This is a genomic window from Collinsella sp. AF19-1LB (genome assembly GCF_003459655.1).
In the GTDB taxonomy this organism is placed as follows: domain Bacteria; phylum Actinomycetota; class Coriobacteriia; order Coriobacteriales; family Coriobacteriaceae; genus Collinsella.
In genome coordinates this window covers 1-18284 of the sequence record NZ_QRWO01000010.1, presented here as the reverse complement: position 1 = coordinate 18284, position 18284 = coordinate 1, and the positions used below count along the sequence as shown (strand labels likewise).

Genomic DNA, 18284 nt, shown 5'->3' with positions numbered 1-18284 from the left:
CTCGTCATTGGATGATGTTTTATGGAACAATTCTCGCAATCGGGCTCGCGCGGTCGACGCCGCACGGGCAACGAGCCGGCGCCGCACGAACGCGTGAAGGGCGAACGCCGTGCCAACGAGCCGCGACGCACCGCGAGCCCCCATCGCGCTTCTGCCAACAACGCGGGCCGCGCCAACACACCCGCCGCGGAGCAGACGCCTGCTCGCCCCAAGTCCCGCTACATCCCTGCCCTTGACGGCCTGCGCACGCTTGCCGTCGTCGCGGTGGTGCTCTATCACCTCAACCTCACGTGGGCTCAGGGCGGCCTGCTTGGCGTCACGATCTTCTTTGTGCTTTCGGGCTATCTGATCACGCGCTTGCTGCTCAACGAAGTCGCTAAGACCGGTCGCATCGACCTTAAGAGCTTCTGGATTCGCCGCATCCGTCGCCTGGTCCCCGCCGTGGTAACGGTAGTGTTCGTGACCTGCGCGCTGTGCACCATCTTTAACCACGTGATGCTCACCAAGATGCGTCCCGACATTCTGCCGTCGCTGCTGTTCTTTAACAACTGGTGGCAGATTATGCAGGACGTCTCGTACTTCAACGCCCTGGGCGACCCCTCGCCGCTTACGCACTTTTGGTCGCTCGCCATCGAGGAACAGTTCTACCTGGTTTGGCCACCGCTGCTGCTCGCTATGGTATCCATGCACATGAGCAAGCCCAACACGCGCCGCATGGTTCTGGGCCTGGCTGCTGTCTCCGCCATCGCCATGATGGTGCTCTATAACCCTGCCGCCGACCCCAGCCGCGTGTACTACGGCACCGACACCCGCGTCTTCTCGCTGCTGCTGGGCGCCTGGATGGCCTTTATCCCCGATCGCGACCTGGCGCCGGTGTGTCTCGCTCATCGTTTGGGGCTCAATCGCCTGGCTGGCGCCGCCAAGCACGGCAAGAACGCCGAGGGCAAGCCTGGCGAGAAGGCCGACAACGCAGCCGAGACCGTCCCGGCACAGCCGAGCGCCCTCGTGCGCTTTTGGTCCTCGCCCGCATCCATCGATGTGTTGGGCGTCGTGGGTCTGGTTGGCCTTGCCGCCATGGTCGCGCTCACCAACGGCTACACCGCGTTCCAGTATCGCGGCGGCACGCTGCTATGCTCCATCCTCACGCTCATGGTCATCGCGGCCTGCGTGCAGCCCCAGGGAATGGTTGCCCGCGCACTGTCCGCCGAGCCGCTCGTGTGGGTTGGCAAGCGCTCGTACAGCATCTACCTGTGGCACTATCCGCTACTGTTGCTCATGAACCCGGTCGCCAACATCAACGATACGCCGTGGTGGCAGTACATTTTGCAGGTGTTGTTGGTGGTCGCCGCAGCCGAATGTTCATATCGCTTTATCGAGACGCCGTTTAGAAAGGGCGCCTTTGGGCGCACCGTATCCGAGTTTCGCGACGGCGCCACCACGCCCGCCAACTGGGTACGCGCGCACGTCCCTGTCTGCGCAGCCTGCGCTGTCGTGTTGGTCGTTGCACTGGGCGGCCTGATCTTTGTGCCGGAGACCTCCGCACTGAGCGGTGAGGGCGCCGAAGTCCTCAACAAGGAAGCCAAAAACACCGCGCCCACCGACCAGCAGGCGGCCGACGACACCGACAAGGACAACGACGGCTTCCCCGACGGATCCTACGACCTGCTGATGATCGGTGACTCCGTGTCGCTGCGCGCCGTCGATTCCTTCGACGGCGTGTTCCCCCACAGTCACATCGATGCCGAAAAGGGCCGCCAGTTCGATGCGGGCCGCGCGGCATTTGAGGGCTATCTCCAACAGAACCTTGCCGGCAAGATCGTGGTCTTTGCACTGGGCACCAACGGCTTGGTAACCGACGACCAGATCGACGCCATCATGGCCGATGCGGGAGATAAGCGTATTGTGGTGTTTGTGAACACGCGCAGCCCGCAGCCGTGGGTTGGCTCTACCAACCAGGCCATCGCCAACGCCGCTACGCGCTACAAGAACGTGCGCGTTATCGACTGGTACGGATACAGCGCCAACCGCAACGACCTGTTCGATGGCGATGGCACGCATCTATCGACCACTGGCGTAACTGAGTACCTCAACTTGATCCACGATGCAGTCAAGAAGGACCTGCCCGTGCATCCCGAGGATCACGTCAACGATCCGCAACCGGCAGCCGTCAAGTCTGCCACCGACGCACTCGTCAATGCGCTCGCTCTCAAGCCGCACAAACTGGGCACCGACAAGTAGCCTGCAGCAAACAACCCAAAATCACTCTTTTCGAGCCGGCTCCAAGAGGTCGTGGACAAAAAGGGGCAAATATGAGTACTGTTACCATTTTAGTAGCAGGCAAAACCACCCAAAATGGCGCCCAAGCGGTAGCGCGCGACCCTTCCAGTTGACCAGAATGGCCGGCTTAAGACTTGGAGCTTCGCTTTTAATGAACAGATTTTTAGATATGTTCATTATTTTCTTGGTCGTAAATACTATCATCCAGGCAACAGTACTCATATTTGGCATTTTTTGTCCACACGCATATTACTAACCCCCTATAACAGGCAAAATACAGTCCGCAACCCATGGCAGCGGCCTGTTTGGAGTCCAAAGGAGGCGCTAAGCGCTGTAACCCATCGCCTGCAGAACAAACATAACGACCGTGAGCACCGTAATCACACCGATAGTCGCCCAAGTGAGCACATTCCACACGCGGCCGTTGCGGTTAGTGCCCATAATGTGACGGTCAGCGGCAATAACCACCTGGAACACCAGAACCACGGGCAGCAGCACGCCATTGATGACCTGCGAGGTCATCATAATCTGGAACAGATCGACGCCGGGCATAAGCACCAGCACGGCAGAGATGCCGATGATGGCCGTAATGATGCCGCGATAGACCGGGGCCTCGTCCCAGCTGCGATCGGCACCGCGCTCCCAGCCAAATGCCTCGCAGATAGCGCTCGACGTAACGCCCGGCAGCACGCAGGCAGCCAAGAAACTCGCCGCGACCAGGCCCGAGGCAAACAGTACCGTAGACCACTGACCCGCAATAGGCTCCAGCGCGCGGGCAGCATCGGCAGCATCGCTAATCTGAATACCCGCCGGGAACAGCACCGTACCGGTCGTAATGATAATAAAGCCGGCAATGACATCAGCGGCAAGCGAGCCGCTCACGGTATCGATGCGCTGCAGCACGATATCGTCCTCGCCCGCGTTCTTATCGACCACGTTGTTCTGCGCCAAGAAGATCATCCACGGTGCGATGGTGGTACCGATTGTTGCGACCACGAGCGACACGTAGCTGGGATCGTTCTGAATATTGGGGACGACCAAGTCGACCGCGACCTCGCCCCAGTTGGGGCCGGCCATAAACGCGGCGACGATGTAGGTCACGAACACGCAGCTTACCAGCAGCAAAATCTTCTCGATGCGCTGAAAACTGCCCGACATGGTAAGCATCCACACCAGCAGCGCCACGAGCGGCACCGAGATGCTCGCCGGAACGCCAAACAGAGCAAGGCCACTCGCGATACCCGCGAACTCCGAGATGGTCACCGCCGTGTTGGCAATCAACAGCGCCGCCATGGCCAGCACGCTCCTGCGCACGCCAAAGCGCTCACGGATGAGCGAGGCCAGGCCCTTACCCGTGACGCATCCGCAGCGCGCCGCGGTCTCCTGCGTCACGATAAGCAGCACAGTCATGACGGGAAGCATCCAGAGCATCTTGTAGCCATAGCTGGCGCCCGCGCTGGAATACGTTGCAATGCCGCCGGCGTCATTGCCCGAAAGCGCCGCCAGCAGACCGGGACCCATAGCGCCAAAGATGGCCGCGATGGTCAACTTTTGCTTGGTGCCCGACTTTTGCTTGGTATTTTGCACGCGACCACCTAACCCATGACCGACATGGTGAGCAGCACCGCAGCGGCGCAGTACGCTACGCACGAGATCATGACGGCAATAACGTTCATGGCGGTGCCCGACGTGTTGAGGTCATGCTCGTCACGCCAGAACAGCACCATCAGGTAAATCACGGCGCTCATGTTGCCAACCAGGCAAATGATGGCAGCGATATTAAAGCACCCGGTAAAGAGTTGCTCCTCAAACATGGGCGCATCGGGGAACGCAGCGGTGCGCACCAGCTGGGCGCACAGGTAGGTCACGAGTGACAGAATCAGGCCCATGCCCGTGCTCTGGAAGAAGAACCCCAGATACGGCTTGGGCTCGTCGTCGTGACCGTCATACTCCAAGAAGTAGTTCTTGACGAACGACACCATGCGCGAGGCAGCAAGCAGCACGAGCGGCATGGCGCACATGGGGAACACCACCAGATGCGCGGAGCCGAGCGCCGTCCCCAGCACCGTTGCCATGATGCACGAGGCAATGCCCCACACGACAACCCAGTACTGGCGATGCACAAACCAGCTGAGCACGTTCGTCGAGTCGTCCGACGCGCTATCGCCCGAGCCGACACCGGCGATCTGCAGGTCCTCCTGATGCTCCTCGGCGATAACGTCCATGGCGTCGTCGAAGGTCACGATGCCCAGGATATGACGGTTCTCGTCGCAGACAGGGATGGCAACCAGGTCGTACTTGGTCATCTCGTCCGTCACGTCTTCCTGGTCCTCGTCGGGCGACACGTAGACCAGGTCGCGATAGGCGAGCTGGCCCAGCGTGGCATCGCGGTCGGCAACGATCAACGTGCGCAGCGAGAGCACGCCGGTGAGCATGCCGCTCGGATCCTCGGTATAGACGTAATAGACACTCTCGAAGTCCTCATCGAGTTTGCGAATCGCCTCGATGGCATCGCCGACCGTCGCCGTGGCGGGCAGCGAGACAAACTCCGAGGTCATGATGCGGCCGGCGGTGTTGTCCTCATAGCCCAGCAGGTTACGAATCGCCTTCTCCTCCTTGACGCCCATCAGGCGCAGGAGCTTCTCGGCCTTCTCGTAATCGAGCTCGTCGATCAGGTCGGCGGCGTCGTCCGGGTCCATCATGGCCAGCATCGACGATGCGTCCGTGTCGGACAGGCCCTCGAGCATCTCGGTCATAAGCTCGTCGTCATCGAACTCCGAGATGGCCTCGGCGGCCTGGGCAGTATCGAGCTGTGCAAACACCTGCGCACGCAGGCGCGGGTCGAGCTGCTCGATAATGTCGGCGATGTCGGCAGGGTGCAGCTCGCCGAGCGTCTTATGCGACACCGAGAGTTGAATGTTCTTGGTCGAGCGATCGAGCAGGTCCATGTAGGACCAAGCGATGATGTCCTCACTGAGCGGCTTGCCCAGGTGCTTCATAAAGCCTTCGACGATATGCTCGAGTGCGGGGCTGATCGCGCGTAGCAGACCGCGGGCGCCCACTTCGGCGCCCAGCAGGCGCAGCTGATTTTCGCCCGACATGGAAAACTTGATGTCGTTTACGCGCACGACTTTCATGCCCTGCGTGTCGACAATCTGCTTGTTGAGCACGTCGCGGGCAAGCAAGAGTTCGGTCGGCTGCAGGTACGAAAAACGGATTTCGGTGGCCGACGTCTTAAGGTGTACACCCGTCTCGTCGATACGGTCGACCCATTTGCGCCAGCTGATCATAAACGGCGTCTTGCCGGGACCGCGGAACGCGAGCGACGTCACGTGCGGAAAAACTTCGCCGGTAGCAATACCAAAATCGTTCACCACGCCGAGCTTTTCTCCATCGACGTCCAAGACCGGCAATTTGAGCATCTCACTCAGATAATTCAATGGTGCTCCCCATCATTATTCCTCCGAACGCGGCCGCATGTGCGACGTCCGGGGGCTTCTGGATATGTATACGCATGCGCGGGCGGCACGCCGCTCGACGCTTACACCCCGTGCATGCGCAAAAAGCACCTGCATGGGGTCATCGACTGTATGGTCGAGGTTTGGATTTCACCTGTAACCTTTCTCTTGACCCTCATTAACCGCAGTAACTATAGCATCAGCATCGCCCTGCGGCATCGAATTTATGCGCTGCACATTGCAGGCATACCAAACGCTGACGCATCCGTGACATAGTCATTGGGGACGTTCCTAAATGACTACCCAATGACTACTCTGTGGTGTCGTCGTCCTCGGCAAGTTGGGGGAACACGGCGTCCTTGGGCATGGTGACCTTCGTCAGCGAGGTGAGCTTTTTGCTCAGCGACGTGTCCGTCTTGACCAGGTCGCTGAGCGTCACGATCTTGTAGCCGTCGGCAATGAGGCCGTCGATAATCTGCGGCAGCGCCTCGAGTGTCTGCTCGGCGCATTCGTCTCTATCGGTGAGCAGCACGATATTGCCCGGCGTCACCGAATCGAGCACCGTCGAGACCTGTTCGTCGGCACCGTTTAGCAGCCAGTCGCCCGAGTCGATATTCCACGAGACCACGGCGGAGACCAGGTCCATCGCATCAATCCAGTTTTGCTCGTCAAAGGCAGCGTAGGGAGCACGCAGCAGCATCGTCTTCACGCCGGTCGCCGACTTAATCGCATCGGTGCCTTTCGTGATCTGTTCGCGCACCGCCTCACGGTCCTGACCCTTGAGCGAATCGTCGCTGTAGCTGTTGGATCCGATCTCGCACCCGGCGTCGACAATCGCCTTGGCCGTGGCAGGCGAGGCCTCGGCCGCATCGCCCGAAAGGAAGAACGTCGCGGTGACGCCCTTTTCCTTGAGCACCTGCAAGATCTGTTTGGTGGCGCCGCTCGGACCCTCGTCAAACGTCAGCGCCACGTACTTTTTGTTGCCCTTGGGCGCCACGCTGGCGCACGCAACGACGCAATCGGTGGCGGGCACAACCTCGCCGCGGTCCTGCGTCTTGCCCGACTGCTCACCAACCCACACCTCGGAGCGGCCCTGGACACCCCACGTCTGCACATACTCTATGGCGCCCGTGCCCTCGACCTTGAGCTTGGGCTCGATAACCGTAGCCTGAATCTCGTGCTTCTCGTAGGTGTTACGGCCATCCTTGACCGTCACCTTCTCGCCGCCCTCAAGTTCGCGGCTATCCCATTTGCCCTGCTTCACGCGCTTGCCGTCGACCTTCACCGACAGCTTTTCGCCCCCATGGCGCTTGAGCACGCTGTCATCGACGGCCAGTAGGTCGCCTGCGTCGTAGGTGTCAGTCAACTCCTGGTCGTCTATGAGATTCTGCAGCGTAGAGCCCACGCGCACCGCGGTCTTCTGGCCGTTGAGTTCCACGTCCACGCTGCGGTTGACGTAGCCCACGACGGCAGCGATAAACAGCACGAGTGCGCAACCCACGGCGATGAGCGCATAGGGCAGGCGAGACGAACGACGGGGCGTACGGCTGTTGCCGATGCGCGCGCTGCGATCGCTAAAGCCGCGGCTATGGTTGAGGTACATCGCGCCGGGCTTACGGTGACGCTTGCGCTGACCGCTGGGCAGCTGCCCCAGATCGCGGCGCGCCGTCGGACGCGTACCCGAACGCCCGTTTAAGTTGGATCCGTTTTGGCGCATATGCCCTCCCCCATAAACACAGCAAGCCGGAGCAACAGGTCTCCGGCTTGCCTCCCATCATTTGGTACGTCGCTATTTTGTAGCTTTTGACGAGCCTCCGCTCGCCTTTTGGTATTCGTCCTTAAAGGCCTTGAACATGCCGCGCGTCTTGCCGAGCTGCTTGCCCAGTGCGCGGCTGCCCTTGTCCACGGCAACCGATCCCTTATCGTCGAGTACCTTGGCGCCCTTTTTGACCTTATCGCCCACCACGACGCTGGCCTCGGCGGCCTTGGCAGCCGCACCGCCCGAATACCCGAGCGACTTGACCTCGTCCGAGACGACCATCGCGCCGTTCTCGTAGCCGCGCAGCATCGTCGGTGGCACCTGCGTGTCGCCCACCAGCACGCTCGAAGCGGCACCGGCGGTCACATAGAATGCCTGCACGACACCCGAGCGTGGCTTGAACTCAACGTCCGAGCAGTAGCCCACGACATCGCCCGATTCCGTGCGCACGTCCATGCCAACCCAGATGATGCAATCGTCCAGGTTGATGTCGAGGCGCTTGGCGGCGGCAGCATCGTACGTGTCCTTGACGTCATCGACCGCAATGGCACCCTCGTAGACACCAATGGCGTCGAGCGCTACGAATCGGTCGGGGCGCTCGATCATGCCCGCGATATCGGACTGGCGGACCATAAAGCCGACCACGCGCGTACCGCCCGGGGTAAAGACCGGAAAGTGAATCTTTCCGAGCTTTTTAGGGCTGCGCGGCGTGCCGTCCTTTTTGGTGCGCTTGTCCTCGGTAGGCTTGCGATAAATCTTGGCGCCGACAAAATCCCCGGCGCGCATTATGCCTCGGTCGAGGGCTCCGCAGCCTCGGTATCAGCCTCGACGGCGTTCTCGACCACGACGTCGGCGGCAGGCGTCACGTTGCCACCCGAAATGGCGTCGTTGAGCTGCTCACGCAGCTGGTCCATGCGCTCGCGGGCCAGGTCGACCTTGGCGCGCAGGTCGTCGGTCTTGGCGTCGACCATCGGGCCAAAGTCATTCACCGCAGCACGGGCCTCCTCGGCGCTGTGCTCGTAGGTGTCGCGCATATTGTCCCAGGCGTCGTTGGCGATATCGGCAGCCATGGCGCGGGTCTCGGCGCCCGAGCGCGGAGCCAGAGCAACACCGATAATAGCGCCGGCAGCAGCACCAAAAAGTGCGCCGGAGACAAAGCTGAAAGTCTTACCCATGATCATTCCTCTCCTGCGGGCACGTCGGTGCCCACCGTTTGAATGCTGTCCATTATACCCGCAGCGCATCACTTGCCGCTCCGCTCATCTGCGTACGGCAAAGGTGCAGGTACGTGATGGTGATAAACGCGTAGGCCTACTCCTGAGGCATAGCCGGCATGGCCACCGTGGCACCCGGGTCCTCGCCGGCGCCGTCCACGAGCGGCAGGCCGCCCTCATGCGCAGGTCCTGCCGGAACCGTCGCCGCACCGCCAAAGACGGCAGCGGAGGCCTCGTGGCTCTCGGCAACCGCGCCCTCGGTATCAATCGCCACCTGGGGCTCGTCGTCAAAGTTGGGGACGCCCTGGGGCTCGGTGGGAACGGGCTCGGCGGTCGCATCGGCAACGGGCTCGGCGTCGACCGGCACATCGCCCTCGTCAGCGCCCTCGTCCTCGGCAGCATCTTCGCCGTTCGCAGCGGCGACGGCCTCGTGAGGATCCTTGCCCTCGGCCTCGGCGCGCATGCCCAGCACCAGGTTGCGCAGGCCCGCGACCGTACCGTCCACATCGGGAGCCTGCTGGTCGGCGTGCAGGTACGCCCAATCCATCATAAAGGTCGCCGACGACAGCGCACCAATGGCCAACGCGTCATCGGGACACGAAAGCTCAACCTCAAAGACGCGCTCGTCGTGCTCGCTCACGCGCGTGCGACCGCACGAGATGCTGCCGGCAAGACCGGTCTCGTTCATGAGCTCGACCGTCACGTGCTCTAGCAGGTGGCAAAGCTCAGTCTGGCCCATGCAGTCCTGAAATTCGCGACCGGAATCGCCCAGGCACAGGTGCTTGGCAATCGCAGGCACCAGGTAGTACACGCGCGCCGTGGCCTCGATGTCCTCCGAGGTCATGAGCGGCATGCCGGGGTTCACCAGCACATGCGCGCAGATCTTGTCCTCGCTGACGGTGACCTTAAGGATGTTGAACAGGCCTGCCATAACTCTCCCCTACTCGTCCTTGCCCTACTCGTCGCCATCGTGCGGATCCGCAGAGCCCGCACCCGACGCCGCCGGCTTCTCTGCCGAGGACTCGGAATCCTTCTTATCGGTTTCGGCCGGAGCAATCACGCGAATGAGCGAGATGCGCTGGCCACGCATCGACTGCACCTTGAACTTGTACCCCGCGACCTCAAACACCTCTCCGATGTCGGGCACCGAGTCACAAAGCTCCAAGATCCAGCCGGCGATGGTCTCATAATCATCGCTTTCCTCGAGCGGCCAACCAAGCTCAATCGCGTCATCGCACGAAAAACGCCCATCGACGAGCCACTCGCGGCGCGAAAGGCGCGTGAGATACTTGTTGTCGGGGTCGAACTCGTCCTCGATCTCGCCGACGATCTCCTCGACGATGTCCTCGATGGTGATGATGCCGGCCGTGCCGCCGTACTCGTCCACGACCACCACGATCTGGTCGTGCGAGGTCTGCATCTCGGACAGCAGCGGCAGGATGTCCTTGGTGTCGGGCACAAAGGTGGCGTCGCGCAAAAAGCCGGCGATGGGCTGGTCGCCCTTGCCGTCGAGCGCGGGCTGGATCAGGTCCTTGATGTGCGCGATGCCCGCGACGTTGTCGGGGTCCTCGTGATAGACGGGGATGCGGCTGAAGCCGGTCTGGCGCATGGTGGACAACACGTCGGCGACCGTCTCGTCGTCCTCGCACATGGTGGTGTCCACGCGCGGCACCATGACCTCGCGGGCAACGGTGTCGCCCAGGTCAAAGATCTCGTGGATCATACGCTTTTCCTCGTCGAGCAGGTCGTCCTGCTCCGAGACCATGTACTTGATCTCTTCTTCCGAGACGTTCTGACGGTCGTCGGCACTCTTGATGCGCAGGATGCGGGCCAGGCCATCGGAGCAAGCGCCAGTCAGCCACACGAGCGGACGGGCGATCTTTTGGAAAAACGACAACGGTCCCACGACCTGCTTGGACACGCCCTCGGCATTGGCCAGGCCGATGCGCTTGGGGACGAGCTCGCCGATCACGATGGACACGAAGGCGACCGCGACGGTGATGATGACCGGCGCCAGGCCGCGCGCGATGGCGGAGAGCGGCGCGATGCCAAAGCTCATGAGCCACGTGGCGAGCGGGTCGGACAGACTCGTCGAGGCAACAGCGGACGAGGCAAAGCCCACGAGCGTGATGGCGACCTGGATGGTAGCGAGCAGCTGGTCGGAATCGGCGGCCAGCTTAATGGCGCGCTCGGCGCGTTTGTCGCCTTCCTCGGCCTCGTGCTCCAGCACAGCGCGCTTTGCCGTGGTGAGCGCCATCTCGGACATAGAGAAGTAACCGTTGATGAGGGTCAAAACGAGGGTAGTGATAAGGGAGATGGTTATGTCCATCGGGAGTTTCTCGAACCTCCAAGATTCGGGACGTTAGGGTAAAACGTTGGTGGCGGATACGGCAATTGCACCGGCGCCCAAACAAGGATGCGGGCGCGCAGGCGTGGTCGCTAGATTACGAAGAGGATCACCGCCATGAACTGGAAGATACTGCCGGCGAGCACCCACAAGTGAAACACACTGTGCAGGTAGCGCACGTTTTTGGCGATATAGAACGGCACGCCCGCGGTGTAGCACACGCCGCCGACGGCGAGCAGGGCAAGTGCCACGGGGTTGAGCAGCGCCACAAGTTCGGGCAGCTTAAAGACGACGAGCCAGCCCATCAGCAGATAGACCAGGCCGCATACCCAATGCGGTTGACGCTCGCGCAGAAAGCACTCGAGGGCGATGCCGATAATGGCGATGGCCCACACGGCAAAGAACAGCGCGGGGCCGCCGTCGTTTGCGAGCGTGATGAGGCAAAACGGCGTATAGCTGCCGGCTATGAGCAGGTAGATGCAGCTGTGGTCGATGATGCGAAACACGCGCTTGGCGCGCGCGGGCTGAATCGCGTGGTAGAGCGTAGAGGCTAGGTATTCGAGGATAATGCTGACGCCATAGACAATTGCCGCGGCCATGTGGGCCGGGCCGCCGCCGCGCAGGGCAGCGAATACGATCAGGAGCACCAGACCCGCAATGCCCAGCAGGCAGCCGACACCATGGGTGACGGAGTTCATGATCTCCTCGCCCACCGTGTAGTGCGGAATGGCCGCGGTCTTGGGCCGCGGCTTGGAACTGTCGCTCGAATCGGACATGCCGGTTACATCCTCCAACATAAAAGAGTTCTCAACACTATATCAAAGCGTCTGGGTACGTGCGAAATTTGCACCATACGTGACCCTTTGTTTACCCATTCTTTGTCTGTTGACGCATCAACGGCGAACATCCATAATGCGCTTCGTTTGATTGTTGACGTATTAACATCCCAGAGGAGAAGACATTATGACTCAAAGCGCACACCCCCATCGAAGGCTCAAGATAGCCGGCGTTGTTGCGCTGGCGCTCGTTGTCACGTTGCTCGGATTTGCCGGCAACTTTTTGTTTGACTTTGCCCTGAACCCCCAAGCGCCGTACACCATGAAGATGATGCAGGATAGCAAGAACGACAAAGAAGGTGAGCATCCGGATGCCGAGGATACCGAGGCGCGGGCATGGTTTAAAGAGAACCGCAAGAGCAGCAGCCTCACCGCAGATGACGGAACCGAGCTCGCCGCCTGGTATTTTGCCGCCCCGGAGAGCACACACGACTACGCCGTCTGCCTGCACGGATATACCGACGAGCCCATCGGTATGGCCCGATACGTCAAGCGATTCCACGACCGCGGCATGAACGTACTCGCACCCGCCGCCCGCGCCCACGAACGCTCCGGCGGCGACTATATCGGCATGGGCTGGCCCGAGCGGCTCGATGTCGTTGCATGGATTGGGCGGATCGTTCAGGCTGACCCCGAGGCGCGCATCCTGGTCTTTGGCGAGTCGATGGGTGCAGCAACCGCCATGAACGTCGCGGGGGAATCTCTGCCCGCAAACGTGAAATGCATTATCGAGGACTGCGGTTATACGAGTGTTTGGGACGAGTTTTCTCTGCAGCTCAAGGACGTGTTCGGCCTGCCCAGCTTTCCTTTGCTCGATGTAGCAAACTTGGTGTGCAACGTGCGCGCGGGCTACGACTTTCATAAGGCGAGCAGTGTGGAGCAACTCAAACACGCGACGGTTCCCATGCTGTTTATCCACGGCGACCAGGACACCTTTGTGCCGTACAGTATGCTCGACCAAAACTACGAGGCGTGCGTCAGCAAGGCTAAACAGAAGCTCACTATCCACGGCGCCACCCACGCCAAGAGCGCGCAAGTTGACCCCGAGCTCTACTGGAATACGGTCGACGACTTCCTCGATAGGAATTTTTAGGGAAAAAGCGGCGTTGGGGATTTATCTAACCCCCTATTTTCGGAAGTATGCTGCAAAATCTGGAACTGCCGACCAGACCGCAGTTTTACCAACAATTTATCAGGGGTTTTGTTGCCAAAAAATGTCGTGTGCTCGGCGGTCTCGAAATTTGCCGCATACTTCCGGAAAGCCGCCCGCAAGCGCTGTGCTCACGGGCGGCTTTTGCTAACGTTGCGCTACAAAAGCGCTTGATATGTCCAATAGACAGGTGCTACTTGACCTCGATGAGCTCATACTTGCTCGTGCCCAGGCCGATCTTTTCGGCATGCGCGATGCACGCGCGCCAGTCGGTGTCGGGATGCGTGATGCAGAAGGGGTCCTTGGCCTGCTCGCCCTCCAGATGCTCGTGGTTATGCTCCATCTTGGCCGCGCTATCGGTGAGTTCGGTGTTGGGCAGCGGCTCGGATGCCATGACGGCATCGGCGCAGGCCTGATCGATAGCGACCGGGTCGAAGCTCGCGAACATGCCGATATCGTTAACGATAGGCGTGTCGTTTTCGGGGTGGCAGTCGCAGTTGGGACTGATGTCCATGGCGAGCGAGATGTGGAAGCTCGGACGGTCCTGAACAATGGCCTTCGTGTACTCAGCGATCTTGTAGTTGAGTACGTCGGCCGCGGCATCATAGTCGGGCTTGATGCAGTCCTGGTTGCACGCCGCAATGCAGCGTCCGCAGCCCACGCAGCGATCGTGGTCGATGGCGGCCACGTGCACCGTGCGGGCGTTGCCGTTGGCAAGCTCGCGCTCGCGGGTATCGTCAAACGAGATGGCGTTGTGCGCACAGATCTTTTCGCAGGCACGGCAGCCAACGCAGTGCTCAGTCGCGACGTTCGGCTTGCCGGCGGCATGCTGCTCCATCTTGCCGGCACGGCTGCCGCCTCCCATGCCCAGGTTCTTCATGGCGCCGCCAAAACCGGCCTGCTCATGGCCCTTAAAGTGGGTGAGGCTGATCACGATATCGGCATCCATGAGCGCCTGACCGATCTTTGCCTCGCGCACGTACTCACCGCCCTCGACCGGGACGAGCGCCTCGTCGGTACCCTTGAGGCCGTCGGCGATGATGATCTGGCAGCCTGTGGCATACGGGGTAAAGCCGTTCTGGTAGGCGGTGTCGATGTGCTCGAGCGCGTTTTTGCGGCTACCGACATAGAGCGTATTGCAGTCAGTGAGGAAGGGCTTGCCGCCCAGCTCCTTCACCACGTCCGCGACGGCGCGGGCGTAGTTGGGGCGCAAAAAGCTCAGGTTGCCCAGCTCGCCAAAGTGAATCTTGATGGCGACAAACTTGTTCTCAAAGTCGATCTGCTCGATACCGGCGCGGCGAATGAGGCGCTTGAGCTTGTCGAGCTGGCTCTCGCGAGCATGCGTGCGCAGGTTGGTGAAGTACACCTTGGCGGGTGCTGCGGGTGCAGTTGCGGTCATAGATATATCCCCTCGGTCTATATGGCGTTACAGACATAGGAGATGGTACCCGTTGAAGCAGGGTCAAAGTCAAGCGCAGCGCCTGGCCACTCATTGGGGACAGACTTAAATGACCGGCCGCCAGGGACATCCTTTCGCCATCCGGCACCCGGCAGTTGGGGACGTTCCTTTCCTGCCGGCAGCTAGGGACAGTCCTTGCCGGCCCGGCCGGCGAGCGGGCAGATCGGCAAAGACTGTCCCCGATGACTAGTCGTTTAGGAACGTCCCCAATGACTACTCTTGAACTTTGAGGGCTTCGGCCAGGCTGACGCGCTTGATCGAGCGCATGTGCAGCAGCGCCACGACCAGGTACGTTGCAAAGCCGATCCCTGCGCACGCCGCCATGGACCAGCTTGGCACATAAATCTCGATATTGCCGTTATAGGCGAGCAACATGGAGCGGAAAATAGCCGTAAGCGAGCAGATAATCAACGGCAGGCTCAGCACGAGCGATGCCGCCACGCACAGCGTGATCGAGCGGATGTACAGATGCGAGATCTCGCCATCGCGATAGCCAAAGACCTTCATATAGCTGATCGAGCGGGCGCTATGGTCGATAACGGCCTTGGTTAGCAGGTACATAAACAGCAGGAAGATAAACACCGCGAGCCCGACCATCATGCCGATCATGTCGCTCATCATGCCGATGAACTGGTCACCCACGGCGCGCATGTCGTCGGGCGTGGTGTCGCCGGCAAAGTAGCGCGCGTCGAGGTCGAGCTTCTCGTCGCTCACATAGCCGTTAAAGTAGGCGGCGTCGTTGTCGAACAGCTCGTTAAAGTCGTCGATACTCATATAGATATTCATGTCCGACTTGGAGCCCCAGGCACAGTCCTTGCCCGCGTACTCAAAGGAATAATGCTCGCCCTCGTACTTGTCGCTGAGCGTGACCTTCTGGCCCTCGCTCCAGCCAAACTTATCGAGCAGACCGCCGCCAAAGACGACGCGGCCATCGCCGATGTTGAGGCCCTTCCAGTAGCGCGAATCGGACGAGATGCCGTAGACAGAAATCGTCTCCTCGCCATTACCGTCGCCACGGTCGTACTGCAGCTGGTAAACGGCATATTTCTCGGCCTGCGCGATTGCGCCCGCGCCGTTGTCGGTCGTGTTGACCGGGTGAATGTCGTCGTTGTCAGTGTCGATCTTAGAGGCCTTGTCGATCAGGTCGATAGCCTCGTCGCGGTCGCAGCCAAGGGCATCGGCAAGATCGTCAAGGCGCGCGTAGAGCGCATCCTTCTTGTCCTGGACCTTGGCAAGCGCATCCTGCGCTGCGGTCAGGCTCTCGGCAGACGGAGATGCGGTCGCGGCATCGGCTGCCGTCTGCGCCGCATCGGCCGCGCCGTCAAGCTCGTCATCGGCATCCTGGGCGGCAGAAAGCAGCGCGCCGTCAACCGACTGCAAGCGCTCGAGTGCCGACCACTGCTCGCGCTCCTCGGCAGTGCCCTCGAGCTCCAGCGGCGCCTTGAGTGTGTACTGATGCTCGGCGACCAGGCTCGTCTCTAGATTGTCCGCATAGTGCGTCATCGTGGGCAGGATCGCCAGACCAAAGAGCAAAAGCAGCGACCCAAACGCGATGCCCACGAAGAGCGTGGCGAAGTTGCCCAGATTGCGCAGGAAGATACGCAGGCGGAAGCGGGAAACAAAACCCATGCGCTCCGGCAGCTGCAGGCCGCGCTTGGTGCCCGATTTGCCGCTCGCCTCGTGACGAAGGAACTGCAACGGCGTCTTGCCCATCTTGCGAAGCAGACCCACCAGCGTGATGAGGATGAGCGCAGCGGCGGGGACCACGGCACACTTCACGAAGATCTCCCAGCTCCAGTACACCTGGAAGGGCGGCAGGCTGTACGAGCCGTAGTAGAGACCGCGCATGGGCTCGGTAAAGAACACAACGCCGAGCGCAGTGCCCAAAAGCGCCGCGAGCACGCCCACGATGGCGGGAAGCGCGAGGTAGTGCAGCACGATCTCGCGGCGGCGATAGCCGCTGGCGAGCAGCGTGCCGATGATGGCGCTCTCCTCCTCGATGGTGGCGTCGGTGAGCACCACAAAGACAAACGCCATGATCACGATGATGATGTCGAGCAACGTCATCCACATCATGGAGTCGCCGTCCACGTCGTCGCGCGCATAGCCAATGCCCTGATTGGAATCGGCATCGATCAGATCGTCCACGCGCGCATCGGCATCGGTCAGCGCCTCGACCATATCCTGCTCCGCATCGATGCGATCCGCGGTGGGGAGATCGCGGTCGGTAAAGGTGAAGGAGTAGGTGTAGGCAGGCGCGCCACCGGCATCCTCGAGCGCGGCAAAGCCGGCATCGGTGACCTCTGCCACGCCGTACGTGATGGTGTTCACCGTAAAGTCCGAATTGTTGAGGAACAGCGCCTGGCTATCGGGCTGGGTCATGATGCCGCAGATGGTGTAGGTGCGGCCCTCAAGCTCGACCTTATCGCCGATGGCGAGGTCGTTGTTGGTGGCGAAGACACGGTCGATTGCCACCTCATCGTCCGCCTTGGGCTGCCTGCCCTCACAGTAGGACGCGATATCGACCTTGGTGCGGTGCGCATAGGTGCGCAGCGTGCGCTTGGTGCCATCGTCGCCGGCGGTCTTTTTGATGATGGCGTCGATGGAGAAATTCTTGTAGAGCGTGACGCCACCGACGTCGCCGGCTGCATCCTCGGCGGCCTTGAGCTGGTCTTTGGTAGCCTCGAAGGAGGTGGTCACGCGGCCGTCCTCGATCGTGTACTCGTCGCGCATGTCGTCGATGAGGCAGCCGATGGAATGCGCCGCGAGCAAAAAGCCCGAGGTAAGGGCGATGCTTCCGCACATAAGCAAAAAGATGCCCAGGTACTTGCCGATATTGCGGCGCAGCTCGCGCGGGAGACGTTTTGCGAGAGGTGTCATGGCGCCGCCTACCAATCGAGCTCGGCGGCCGCGACGGGTGACTCATTGAGCTCATCCTCGACGATGCGCCCGTCGCGCAGGCGCAGCACGCGATTTGCCATGCGCGCGATGGCGGCATTGTGGGTGACAATGATGATGGTGCAGTCGTAGGTGCGGTTGACATCCTCCATGAGCTGCAAGATTTCCTTGGACGTCTTGTAGTCAAGCGCGCCCGTGGGCTCGTCGCACAGCAGCAGGCCTGGGTTTTTGACGAGTGCACGGCCGATGGCGCAGCGCTGCTGCTGGCCGCCCGAGACCTGGCGTGGGAACTTGTTGCGGTGCTCGTAGAGGCCCAGCGAACGCAGCAGGTCGTCGACATTGAGCGGGTTTTTGGACAGGTGCGCCGTGACCTCGATGTTTTCCTTGATGGTAAGGTCGGGCACCAGGTTGTAGAACTGGAAGACAAAGCCCAGCTCGCGGCGGCGGTACTCGCCCAGATCGGCAGGCTTGAGCGCGGTGAGGTCGCAGCCGTCCACCATGATGGAGCCGCCGTCGGCATCCTCCAGGCCGCCAATGAGGTTGAGAAAGGTCGACTTGCCCGAGCCCGAGGGTCCCAGCATGACGCAGATCTCGCCGCGGTTGATGGACGTGTCGATGCCGTCGAGCACCGTCAGGCGCGCATCACCGTCGCCATAGTGTTTCTTGAGCCCTTTGACCTGGACATAGGCTTGCTTTGTCGCCATGTTATCCCCCGTTGTTAGCCTTCTGCTACTTTTCTAAGCTAATAGTAAACCACGGTGAACTATTTTTAAGCGACAGGCGCAATTTTTTCCAAACCAGTCATTGGGTACTTACTCATTGGGGACAGACTTAAATGAGTGAAATCGCTCATTTGAACTGCGTCCCGAATCTTGGCCTTCTTTAT

The 18284-nt window shown here is 60.8% G+C and carries 13 protein-coding genes; 2 read left to right on the top strand and 11 right to left on the bottom strand.

Features of this window, described 5'->3' with window-relative positions:
• Positions 1-21: 21 nt before the first annotated feature.
• Positions 22-2238 (top strand): acyltransferase family protein, encoded by a 2217-nt coding sequence (locus tag DWX39_RS04120; protein ID WP_117758588.1) that lies wholly within the window; start codon positions 22-24, stop codon positions 2236-2238.
• 363 nt (positions 2239-2601) lie between these two features.
• Here DWX39_RS04120 and DWX39_RS04115 read toward each other — a convergent pair whose 3' ends face one another.
• The 8 genes from DWX39_RS04115 to DWX39_RS04080 all read right to left on the bottom strand — a co-directional run bounded on the left by DWX39_RS04115 (position 2602) and on the right by DWX39_RS04080 (position 11831).
• Positions 2602-3798 carry an Nramp family divalent metal transporter gene (locus DWX39_RS04115; protein ID WP_117758623.1) on the bottom strand — a complete coding sequence of 399 codons (1197 nt, stop codon included), beginning with the start codon at positions 3796-3798 and terminating at the stop codon, positions 2602-2604.
• Positions 3799-3872: 74 nt separating this feature from the next.
• Positions 3873-5717, bottom strand: coding sequence for a magnesium transporter (locus DWX39_RS04110; protein WP_117758587.1), 1845 nt, complete (start codon positions 5715-5717; stop codon positions 3873-3875).
• A gap of 328 nt (positions 5718-6045) precedes the next feature.
• The gene (locus tag DWX39_RS04105) at positions 6046-7452 is read right to left on the bottom strand and encodes a polysaccharide deacetylase family protein (RefSeq protein ID WP_233508871.1); all 1407 of its coding nucleotides are present in this window, start codon (positions 7450-7452) and stop codon (positions 6046-6048) included.
• Positions 7453-7524: 72 nt separating this feature from the next.
• On the bottom strand, positions 7525-8280 hold the full coding sequence (locus tag DWX39_RS04100) for a PRC-barrel domain containing protein (RefSeq protein WP_117758586.1): 756 nt from the start codon (positions 8278-8280) through the stop codon (positions 7525-7527).
• Positions 8280-8669 (bottom strand): YtxH domain-containing protein, encoded by a 390-nt coding sequence (locus DWX39_RS04095; RefSeq protein ID WP_099432470.1) that lies wholly within the window; start codon positions 8667-8669, stop codon positions 8280-8282. Before DWX39_RS04095 ends, DWX39_RS04100 begins: the two co-directional genes overlap by 1 nt.
• Before the next feature lie 136 nt (positions 8670-8805).
• Entirely contained in the window at positions 8806-9639 is an 834-nt protein-coding gene (locus DWX39_RS11210; protein WP_233508870.1) for a hypothetical protein, read from the bottom strand.
• Between the two features lie 24 nt (positions 9640-9663).
• Positions 9664-11037 (bottom strand): hemolysin family protein, encoded by a 1374-nt coding sequence (locus tag DWX39_RS04085; protein WP_117758585.1) that lies wholly within the window; start codon positions 11035-11037, stop codon positions 9664-9666.
• Positions 11038-11147: 110 nt separating this feature from the next.
• Entirely contained in the window at positions 11148-11831 is a 684-nt protein-coding gene (locus tag DWX39_RS04080; RefSeq protein ID WP_199411441.1) for a hemolysin III family protein, read from the bottom strand.
• Between the two features lie 187 nt (positions 11832-12018).
• Between DWX39_RS04080 and DWX39_RS04075 the strand changes: the two genes are divergently transcribed.
• Complete coding sequence (locus DWX39_RS04075) at positions 12019-12984, top strand: alpha/beta hydrolase (RefSeq protein WP_117758584.1); 966 nt, start codon at positions 12019-12021, stop codon at positions 12982-12984.
• A 250-nt stretch (positions 12985-13234) separates the two neighbouring features.
• On the opposite strand, the gene DWX39_RS04070 is transcribed toward DWX39_RS04075, so the two are convergent.
• The 3 genes from DWX39_RS04070 to DWX39_RS04060 all read right to left on the bottom strand — a co-directional run bounded on the left by DWX39_RS04070 (position 13235) and on the right by DWX39_RS04060 (position 18102).
• Positions 13235-14440, bottom strand: coding sequence for a DUF362 domain-containing protein (locus tag DWX39_RS04070; RefSeq protein ID WP_117758583.1), 1206 nt, complete (start codon positions 14438-14440; stop codon positions 13235-13237).
• 273 nt (positions 14441-14713) lie between these two features.
• On the bottom strand, positions 14714-17380 hold the full coding sequence (locus tag DWX39_RS04065) for an ABC transporter permease (RefSeq protein WP_117758582.1): 2667 nt from the start codon (positions 17378-17380) through the stop codon (positions 14714-14716).
• Positions 17381-17388: 8 nt separating this feature from the next.
• Positions 17389-18102, bottom strand: coding sequence for an ABC transporter ATP-binding protein (locus tag DWX39_RS04060; protein ID WP_117655442.1), 714 nt, complete (start codon positions 18100-18102; stop codon positions 17389-17391).
• Between the last annotated feature and the right edge of the window lie 182 nt (positions 18103-18284).

Excerpts from the sequence above, each read along its gene's own strand:
- DWX39_RS04080 (WP_199411441.1), bottom strand. The coding sequence starts at position 11,831 with ATGTCCGATTCGAGCGACAGTTCCAAGCCGCGGCCCAAGACCGCGGCC.
- DWX39_RS04100 (WP_117758586.1), bottom strand. The coding sequence starts at position 8,280 with ATGCGCGCCGGGGATTTTGTCGGCGCCAAGATTTATCGCAAGCCTACC.
- DWX39_RS04085 (WP_117758585.1), bottom strand. The coding sequence starts at position 11,037 with ATGGACATAACCATCTCCCTTATCACTACCCTCGTTTTGACCCTCATC.
- DWX39_RS04075 (WP_117758584.1), top strand. The coding sequence starts at position 12,019 with ATGACTCAAAGCGCACACCCCCATCGAAGGCTCAAGATAGCCGGCGTT.
- DWX39_RS04095 (WP_099432470.1), bottom strand. The coding sequence starts at position 8,669 with ATGGGTAAGACTTTCAGCTTTGTCTCCGGCGCACTTTTTGGTGCTGCT.
- DWX39_RS11210 (WP_233508870.1), bottom strand. The coding sequence starts at position 9,639 with ATGGCAGGCCTGTTCAACATCCTTAAGGTCACCGTCAGCGAGGACAAG.
- DWX39_RS04070 (WP_117758583.1), bottom strand. The coding sequence starts at position 14,440 with ATGACCGCAACTGCACCCGCAGCACCCGCCAAGGTGTACTTCACCAAC.
- DWX39_RS04120 (WP_117758588.1), top strand. The coding sequence starts at position 22 with ATGGAACAATTCTCGCAATCGGGCTCGCGCGGTCGACGCCGCACGGGC.
- DWX39_RS04060 (WP_117655442.1), bottom strand. The coding sequence starts at position 18,102 with ATGGCGACAAAGCAAGCCTATGTCCAGGTCAAAGGGCTCAAGAAACAC.
- DWX39_RS04065 (WP_117758582.1), bottom strand. The coding sequence starts at position 17,380 with ATGACACCTCTCGCAAAACGTCTCCCGCGCGAGCTGCGCCGCAATATC.
- DWX39_RS04115 (WP_117758623.1), bottom strand. The coding sequence starts at position 3,798 with ATGGGTCCCGGTCTGCTGGCGGCGCTTTCGGGCAATGACGCCGGCGGC.
- DWX39_RS04105 (WP_233508871.1), bottom strand. The coding sequence starts at position 7,452 with ATGCGCCAAAACGGATCCAACTTAAACGGGCGTTCGGGTACGCGTCCG.